This is a genomic window from Hominilimicola sp. (assembly GCF_046972485.1).
Taxonomy (GTDB): domain Bacteria; phylum Bacillota; class Clostridia; order UBA1381; family UBA1381; genus Hominilimicola; species Hominilimicola fabiformis.
On record NZ_JBKVWU010000098.1, the window covers coordinates 1 to 8,264 of the forward strand.

Genomic DNA, 8,264 nt, shown 5'->3' on the forward strand with positions numbered 1-8,264 from the left:
AAAACCGACCTCCCAATAGTTAGATTTTTGGTCTAACTTTTGGGGGTCGGTTCACTTGGTAGTCGCTTTTTTAATGCAAAATTGCATAAAAGTTCAAAAGACGGCGATAAATGCAGTTATAAATGTTGACTTTTTTCGTATAATATTATACAATAAAGTAGCGAAAAAAATTTTAAATTCCATAAAAAGGATTAATTTTACAAAAGCACTTAGCCTAAATTGGTATATTTTGTTATTGTTTAGTTTGATATTATAATGAGGAGGTAAATTAATGGATTCAAATATAAAATTGACAACTAAACAGGCTGAAGAAAAAATGAAAATTTACAGAGAAGTTTTTGATGTTGTACGAATTATAAAATCCACAGATATTCGCAGAATGAAATGCGGTCAAGAACCGGAACTTAATGAGAATATGTGCAGATGTTATGATTTTTGGAACAAGGACAAGCAATGTGAAAACTGTGTGTCCGAAAAAGCTTTGACCCAAAAAAAGCAATATACAAAGCTTGAATGTTTAGAAAATGATGTATATCAAATAATTGCAAAGTATTTGGAGATTGACGGAGTACCTTGCGTTATGGAAATGATACACCGTCTCGACAATGAAAATCTTATAGATAACGATGGCAGAAGAATTCTAATGAATAACTTAACCGGTTACAAAAACGAACTTTATCGCGACCCTCTGACAGGTGTTTACAACAGACGTTATTACGAAGATAATATTAAAGATTTGAATGAAAATGTCGGTGTCGCAATGATTGATTTAGACGATTTCAAACTTTATAATGATTTCTACGGTCACAACGCAGGAGATATGGCACTTGAAACGATCGTCAGCGCAATCAAAAAATGTATAAGAAGTTCAGATAAGATTATTCGTCTTGGCGGAGATGAATTTTTACTTGTGCTCCCGGGTATACATAGCAATATCTTTAATAAAAAACTTCAACAGATACGAACAAGAATCAAAGAGGCTAAGGTTGACGGATATTCAAAAATACGTTTGTCTGTCAGCATAGGCGGAGTTATGACTCATAACGAAACGATTGAATCGGCTATGTACCGTGCCGATAAGTTGATGTTGCAGGCAAAAAGCCAACAAAAAGGTATGGTTGTAACCGAAGAAAATGAGTTTGGCGTCATTGACAATGAATCAGAAGTAAAAGACCGACAACGCGTGCTTGTGGTTGACGATTCATATATGAACAGAATGATTTTGACGGAAGTGCTGAAATCGGATTATGAGATCATCAATGCGGCAAGCGGCGAAGAATGTCTTGAAATAATCGAAAAGTACGGCACCGGTATAGATATTATTTTGCTTGATATTGTTATGCCGGGTATGGACGGCTTTGAAGTGCTTAATTATATGAATAACAATAATTGGATTGAAGATATTCCTGTAATTCTGATTTCAAGCGAAGATTCTAATCAATATATAAGACGCGCATATGAAATGGGTGTGTCGGATTATATAAGCAGACCGTTTGACGCAAAGATTGTTTATCAGCGTGTTTTAAACACTATAAAATTGTACGCTAAACAAAGACGGCTTATAAATTTGATAACCGATCAAGTTTATGAAAAAGAGAAAAACAATAAAATGATGATAGGCATACTGAGCCAAATCGTTGAATTCAGAAACAGTGAGAGCGGTATGCACGTCAGAAATATAAGCACACTGACCGGAATGCTTTTGGAAAAAATTGTTCAAAAAACGGATAAGTATTATCTTTCATGGTCAAAACGTTTTTATATAACAAATGGTTCGGTACTTCATGATATAGGAAAAATCGGTATTCCGGAAGAAATATTGAATAAACCCGGCAAGTTTACAAAAGAAGAATATGAGATTATGAAAGAACATACCGTGATAGGTGAGAAAATGCTGAAAAATCTTGAATTGTATCAAGACGAACCGTTGGTAAAAACGGCTTGTGAGATAGTCCGTTGGCATCACGAACGATATGACGGTAAGGGTTATCCCGACGGCTTGAAGGGTGATGAAATTCCTATATCGGCTCAAATTGTTTCAATAGCAGATGTATATGACGAACTTGTGAGTGAGCGTGTATATAAGAAAGCATTTTCACATGAAAAGGCTATGGAAATGATTTTAAACGGCGAATATGGTGCATTTAATCCATTGCTTTTGGAATGTCTGGTTGAAATTCAAGACAGAATAAAAACCGAACTTGACGGCAGTGGTTCTGTGAAAAAGGAAACGTATAAAAAAACAATTCAGGAAATAGAACGAGATATGAACATGAATACATTATAAAACAAAGGAGAAAAACAAAGGAGAAAAACAGATGACATTAAAAGAGTTTTATGAGCAAATTGATTCAGATTATAAAGACGTTATCAAAAGACTTTGTGATGAAGATATGATTAAAAAGTTTGTTTTTAAGTTCCCTGAAGATCCATCTTTTAATGATTTGAAAGACGGCTTAAAAAAAAATGACGCTGAAAAGGCTTTTTGTGCAATACATACGCTAAAAGGTGTTTGCTCAAATTTGGGCTTTGAAAGACTGTATGAGGCAAGCTATAAACTTACAGAAAAACTCAGAAGCAGGGTCATTGATAATTGTGACGAATTGTATAATGCAGTTGAAAGACTGTATACGGATCTGATTGCAAAAATCAAAGAAATTGATTAATTTAAAATACCGACTTCAAACAGAAGTCGGTATTCTTTGTCATACGGAATCTATATTAAAAGCCCAGCACAGGCTGGAGCTGTCTGCCCTCAAAGGCGGCGATTGCCGCGTCGGGTAATTTTTCAAAGTCGGCTACAAGTGAGTTCGGCTTTTTTATGTAGTCATCTTGTGAGAAAGGCAGAAAATATAGATTTTTGCAGTTTAGAAGTGTTCCTATATTTTTAGCGGCAGTACCGAGTCCGTCGTTGGTGGATACTGCTAAAAGTACGGGCTTTTGGTTTCTTAAATGTGCTTTTACTGCCATGGTAACAGATGTGTCGGCAATTCCGTTTGCAATTTTTGCAAGAGTGTTTCCCGTGCATGGCAGTACAACAAGTAGGTCGAGTAAGTTTTTCGGGCCAATCGGCTCTGCGTCTTTAACACAGCATATAATGTTGTTGCCGGTTAGATTTGTTATGTTGGTACGAAAATCTTCTGCTTTGCCAAATCGCGTGTCGGTGTTGTAAGACATCTCACTCATAATAGGTATAACATTCGCACCGGTTTGCGTGAGCTTTTCAAGTACCCCCATTGCTTTTTTGAAAGTGCAGAATGAACCGCACATTGCAAAACCAATGGTTTTATTTTCCCAATCCATTTATTACACCCCCAATTCTTTGATAATATTCATAATCGTGTCTTTGATAATTGCTCCGGACGAAACGGGAGCAATTTTACCCGGTAACGACAATGCCCAAATTACTTTTAAACCGTATGTTTTTGCGGCGTCAAAATCAATTCCCCCCGGTTTGGAGGCAAGGTCGATAATAAGAGCGTCTTTTTTGACTTTTGTTAAAATTTCATCGTCCAAAATCAGCGAAGGTATAGTGTTGAAAATTATATCAAATTCGTGTATGTGGTCTTTTAAGTTGTCAAGCGGCAACGGCTCATATCCATGTCCCTCAATCATGGCAAGATCGGCATATTTTCGTGCCTCCACATATGTTTGAGCACCCAGGGCATATAAATCCTTTGATAATATTTTTCCGATTTTACCATAACCTAAAACAAGGCTTTTACTTCCGTGAATTGTAAATGGTGTTTCCGTAATCGCTATCTCAATCGCTCCCTCTGCCGTAGGAACGGCATTAGGGATATGGCTATTGATATGTTTAAATGCTCAGAAAGTCATACACAAAATAAAATGATATATTGTAATCTAATATAACAATAAATAAAGACAAGCTTTATTGAACCGCCCCCAAAAGTCAGACCCAAAATCTAACTAATTGGAGGCGGTTCATCAGCTTGCCTGTTTTCTCCTACTTGCAGTCACGCTCTTTCTTTATCCCGTTCGCATAAATCTTTTTGTGCTTTAAATTCGCCTGCATTTTATCTAATGCTTCACCGTTTTTTCAGTTTCAAACAAATGCATCGAAACAGCTTATCGGTGCGGTTTGTTTGGGTGTATATTCATTTTCAACTGTACGATATTTTCGTACAGTTCATTATTTATCAGTCGCAATTACTTCGTTCATGCTACCTGTACGATAACCTTGTAAATCCATAGTCACATAAGAAAAGCCAAGAGCTTTTACACTCGCATATAATTCTTCTCTCATTTCAAGCATTTTTTCAAAGTCCTCCGGCAGCAATTCTATTCGGGCAATATCGCCATGAATACGAACTCTAAACTGTTTAAATCCTGAATTGCGCAATATTTGTTCCGCTTTTCCGACTCTTTCAAGTTTTTCAGCGGTGATTTTTTCACCGTACACAAAACGTGAAGCAAGGCAAGCGAAAGACGGTTTATTCCAAGTAGGAAGTCCGAGTTCTTCGGATACATCTCGAATTTCCTGTTTTGTAAATCCTGCCGTTTGCAGAGGGCTTAATACTCCCAATTCATGAATTGCTTTCATACCGGGACGATAGTCGCCGTTATCATCAAGGTTTGAGCCTTCCGCAACCGCATTTACACCGTTTTCTACGGCGACTTTCTTTATAAGGCTGAATATTTCCTTTTTGCAGATATAACAACGATTTGTCGGATTATCCGCAAAACCGTCTATATCAAGTGGGTTGACATCACAAATAATATGACGAATATTTTCACTTTTGCAAAATTCCTCCGATTCGCAAAATTCATTACTCGGAATTATACATGAGCGTACCGTAACGGCAAGAGCATTATTTCCGAGTGCTTCCTTTGCCGCCTTTAGCAAAAACGTAGAATCCACGCCGCCGGAAAATGCCACTGCGACACTGCCCAACGATTTCAAATTCTCTATCATTTTCTCATACTTACTGTTCATTTTTCTCTAATTCCTCTCCTATCAATCTGCGTGTTTCGCTTATGGAAATACCAAGTTCGTCCGAAATTTTTGCAACGTCGTCATATTCGGTGTTTACACGTTTTACGCCATACCCCTCCGACTGTTTAACACGAACATCTCCATACTTTGTTTTTACTGTGTTTTCTGTTCTTTCAAGTATGTAACGTTCACAAATATTTTGTCTAATACCTATTGTAGAAGTGTATCTGAATATTGCATTTACTATTGTTTCCTTGTCCGAAATTTTGCAGATACATGAAAGCAAAGTTCCCGGGCGGTTCTTTTTCATACCGATTGGCACGGTAAACACGTCAACCGCTCCCAATTTCAGAAGTTGCTCTGTTGCATAGCCGATTCCCTCCGCAGTCATATCGTCAATATTACATTTCAACTCTAAAACCTGTTGTGCTTCACTTTCCGTTTCACCGAGCATAACACGAATACAATTTGCCGTATCAAAGTCCTTTTTACCCATTCCGTACCCTATTTTTGAAACACGCATAACAGGCATATTGCCAAACTCGTCTGCAAAATGTGCCAAAAGTGCCGCACCTGTCGGCGTACACAATTCACCATGAACACTTCCGCCGTAAATCGGAATATCCTTTAATATATATGCCGTTGCCGGTGCAGGAACAGGCAATATTCCATGCGCACACTGCACTTGACCGCAACCGACATGGATTGGTGAAGCGATAATTTTATCAATACCCAACTCATTTATCAGCATACAGACGCCTGTAATATCCGCTACTGCATCCATTTGTCCAACCTCGTAAAAATGTATTTGATTGATTTCACAACCATGTGCGTGGCTTTCAGCCTCCGCAATCAAATGATATACCGCCAATATATCTGTGCGTACATTTTCGGGAACATCAAAATGTTCTATGATATGTTCGATTTCGTGCATACCCGTATGGTGATGGTGGTGGTGATGCTCATGATGATGGTCGTGATGCTCGTGTTCGTGGTGCTCATGGTGGTCGTGATGTTCATGATGGTCGTGGTGTTCGTGCATATGCTCGTCCTCATGTTCACCGTTTACGCTTACATCTACATGTGTTCCCGTTATGCCACACTTCACGCTTGACGTCTTACTTACGGTCACATTCGGAATACCAAGTGCATTTAACCTATTCAAAAAATCCTCTGCATTTGGGTGCAGCTCCAACAATGCAGACATCAACATATCACCTGCCGCACCCATATTACATTCAATATATAAAGTTTTCATTCATTAAGTCCTCCCATATGATTTATCATACTTGCTTGAAATGCCGCTCCGAAACCATTATCGATATTTACAACGCTTACGCCGCTTGCACATGAATTAAGCATTGACAAAAGTGCCGCTATACCTCCGAAAGACGCACCGTAACCCACGCTTGTCGGAACAGCTATAACAGGACAATCCGCAAGTCCGCCGATAACGCTTGCAAGTGCGCCCTCCATTCCTGCGATTGCAATAACAACACGAGCGGTCATTATTTCTTCCGTATGCGTAAGCAATCTGTGGATACCGGCAACGCCGACATCATACAGACGTACAGTATTGTTGCCAAGCATTTCAGCTGTAATTGCCGCTTCCTCCGCAACAGGTATATCACTTGTTCCGCCCGTTGCTATAACAATTTTCCCGACACGTTCTTTCGGCATAGAGCCGATAATACCGATATTTGCCGTATCGTGATAATCAAGCGGAATTTCTTTGTTGATTTTCTCTGCCTTTGTTTTGTCAAGTCTTGTAATTAAAATATCTTTTTGTCCATGCTTGGCAAATGATTTTGAAATTCCTATTATTTGTTCGGCGGTTTTTCCTGCGCCGTAAATCACTTCCGATACACCCTGACGCATTTTTCTGTGAAAATCAGGTTTTGCATATCCCAAATCCTCAAACGGCTCATTTTTTATATGAAGCAATGCGTCGTCAACCGAAATATCTCCGTTTGCAACATTTTGCAATAATTTTCTGATTTCGTTCTGTTCCATAAATTCACCTTCAACGCACAAAATGCGGCTTGCCGCATTTTGCGGCGAAGTCGCTTAATTTTGCTGATTATTCACTTTTATTATATCATTATTTATTTAATTCATCAACCCAAGAATTAACCTCAAATCGACTAATGTTTAACTACTCTCCTTTTATATCTGTCGAAGTGGCAAGTTCTGTTTGTGTTTCGTAATCCGCAATTCTTTCTTTTAATCTTTCAATCGTTGCCGACAGTGCTTGTGAGCCGAGCACCATTCTAAGCGGTGCTTTTTCCATATCAACGCTTTCAATTATGCGTTGTGCCATTTTTGCCGGATCTCCGGGTGCAAGTCCCTTTGACGCGTCAAGCATATTCAAAAAGCCATGACAGCTTTCATACTCGTCCATAAGATTTGCAACCTTTGCACTGCCGTAACGGAATTCTGTTCTCGCACCTCCCGGCTCTACAATGGTTACACCAATATTAAACTGTGCCACTTCCTGTGCAACAGCTTCACAGAATCCCTCAATGCCGAATTTTGTGGCATGGTACATTGAATTTGCTGGATATGCAACCTGACCGCCGTATGATGACAATTGAATAATTCTTCCGCCGCCTTGTTTTCTTAAATAAGGAAGTGAAGTTTTTATAAGCTGAATTGAGCCTGTCAAATTAGTTGCAATGATGTGATTGATTTCATCATCCGACAATTCCTCTGCACATCCAAACAAGCCGTAGCCTGCATTACTTACAACAACATCAATTTTACCGTGCTTTTCAAATGATTCTTTTACCGTCTGTTGCACTGCCGCTACATCTGTCACGTCAAGAATACGGCAATCAAAATTTACAGGATATTTTTGTATTAAATCCTCAACCTTTGTAGTATTCCTAACTGTTCCGATTACGACATCACCTTTTTCAAGCAACTGTTTTGTCATTTCATATCCGAAACCGCTTGACACTCCTGTAATGGGGGTGCGGACATATTCTTGGACTCCTAAAGGAGTAAAATAAATGTATACAAAAGAACAGAAAGAGCGAGCGTTGAAGGAATTTGAACGATTGGGATCAGTACAAGCAGTAGTAACACTTCTTGGTTATCCATCAAGGCATACCTTGTATGAGTGGTACAGAAAGAAAATAGCAGACATTACCGATTATCATGGTTCACTTGATAAAGAATATATAATCAAACAAAAATATATTAATAAACCAAATCATCCTCGTATTCCTGATACAAGTTTAAAATTAGAGACAATTAAGCGTTGCTTTTCTCTTGGCGAAGGTGTAGAATATGTATCAAGAGATAT

General features: G+C 38.6%; 8 protein-coding genes and 1 pseudogene. 3 read left to right on the top strand and 6 right to left on the bottom strand.

The features are described from left to right. The first annotated feature begins 271 nt into the window (after positions 1 to 271). Together ACLTU0_RS09210 and ACLTU0_RS09215 are read left to right on the top strand one after the other, a co-directional pair. The gene (locus tag ACLTU0_RS09210; protein ID WP_412322154.1) at positions 272 to 2,287 is read left to right on the top strand and encodes a diguanylate cyclase; all 2,016 of its coding nucleotides are present in this window, start codon (positions 272 to 274) and stop codon (positions 2,285 to 2,287) included. Between the two features lie 31 nt (positions 2,288 to 2,318). Continuing rightward, positions 2,319 to 2,666, top strand: coding sequence for an Hpt domain-containing protein (locus ACLTU0_RS09215; protein WP_412322156.1), 348 nt, complete (start codon positions 2,319 to 2,321; stop codon positions 2,664 to 2,666). A 55-nt stretch (positions 2,667 to 2,721) separates the two neighbouring features. Here ACLTU0_RS09215 and ACLTU0_RS09220 read toward each other — a convergent pair whose 3' ends face one another. The 6 genes from ACLTU0_RS09220 to ACLTU0_RS09245 all read right to left on the bottom strand — a co-directional run bounded on the left by ACLTU0_RS09220 (position 2,722) and on the right by ACLTU0_RS09245 (position 7,916). Next, entirely contained in the window at positions 2,722 to 3,303 is a 582-nt protein-coding gene (locus ACLTU0_RS09220; RefSeq protein ID WP_022229762.1) for a dipicolinate synthase subunit B, read from the bottom strand. A 3-nt stretch (positions 3,304 to 3,306) separates the two neighbouring features. Further along, positions 3,307 to 3,813 carry an NAD(P)-dependent oxidoreductase gene (locus ACLTU0_RS09225; RefSeq protein ID WP_412322158.1) on the bottom strand — a complete coding sequence of 169 codons (507 nt, stop codon included), beginning with the start codon at positions 3,811 to 3,813 and terminating at the stop codon, positions 3,307 to 3,309. Between the two features lie 340 nt (positions 3,814 to 4,153). After that, entirely contained in the window at positions 4,154 to 4,957 is an 804-nt protein-coding gene (larE, locus tag ACLTU0_RS09230; protein ID WP_022229760.1) for an ATP-dependent sacrificial sulfur transferase LarE, read from the bottom strand. Continuing rightward, positions 4,947 to 6,215 (bottom strand): nickel pincer cofactor biosynthesis protein LarC, encoded by a 1,269-nt coding sequence (gene larC / locus ACLTU0_RS09235; protein ID WP_022229759.1) that lies wholly within the window; start codon positions 6,213 to 6,215, stop codon positions 4,947 to 4,949. Before larC ends, larE begins: the two co-directional genes overlap by 11 nt. Next, positions 6,212 to 6,970, bottom strand: coding sequence for a nickel pincer cofactor biosynthesis protein LarB (gene larB, locus ACLTU0_RS09240; RefSeq protein WP_117966558.1), 759 nt, complete (start codon positions 6,968 to 6,970; stop codon positions 6,212 to 6,214). Before larB ends, larC begins: the two co-directional genes overlap by 4 nt. Positions 6,971 to 7,112: 142 nt before the next feature. Then, positions 7,113 to 7,916, bottom strand: a complete 804-nt coding sequence (locus tag ACLTU0_RS09245) for an SDR family oxidoreductase (RefSeq protein ID WP_412322157.1) — start codon at positions 7,914 to 7,916, stop codon at positions 7,113 to 7,115. Positions 7,917 to 7,968: 52 nt separating this feature from the next. Between ACLTU0_RS09245 and ACLTU0_RS09250 the strand changes: the two are divergent. Further along, positions 7,969 to 8,264 (top strand): annotated as a pseudogene (locus ACLTU0_RS09250) (IS3 family transposase); the annotation flags it as partial.

Coding starts and splice junctions, on each gene's coding strand:
- ACLTU0_RS09210 (WP_412322154.1), top strand. CDS start 272: ATGGATTCAAATATAAAATTGACAACTAAACAGGCTGAAGAAAAAATG.
- ACLTU0_RS09215 (WP_412322156.1), top strand. CDS start 2,319: ATGACATTAAAAGAGTTTTATGAGCAAATTGATTCAGATTATAAAGAC.
- ACLTU0_RS09220 (WP_022229762.1), bottom strand. CDS start 3,303: ATGGATTGGGAAAATAAAACCATTGGTTTTGCAATGTGCGGTTCATTC.
- larE (WP_022229760.1), bottom strand. CDS start 4,957: ATGAACAGTAAGTATGAGAAAATGATAGAGAATTTGAAATCGTTGGGC.
- larC (WP_022229759.1), bottom strand. CDS start 6,215: ATGAAAACTTTATATATTGAATGTAATATGGGTGCGGCAGGTGATATG.
- larB (WP_117966558.1), bottom strand. CDS start 6,970: ATGGAACAGAACGAAATCAGAAAATTATTGCAAAATGTTGCAAACGGA.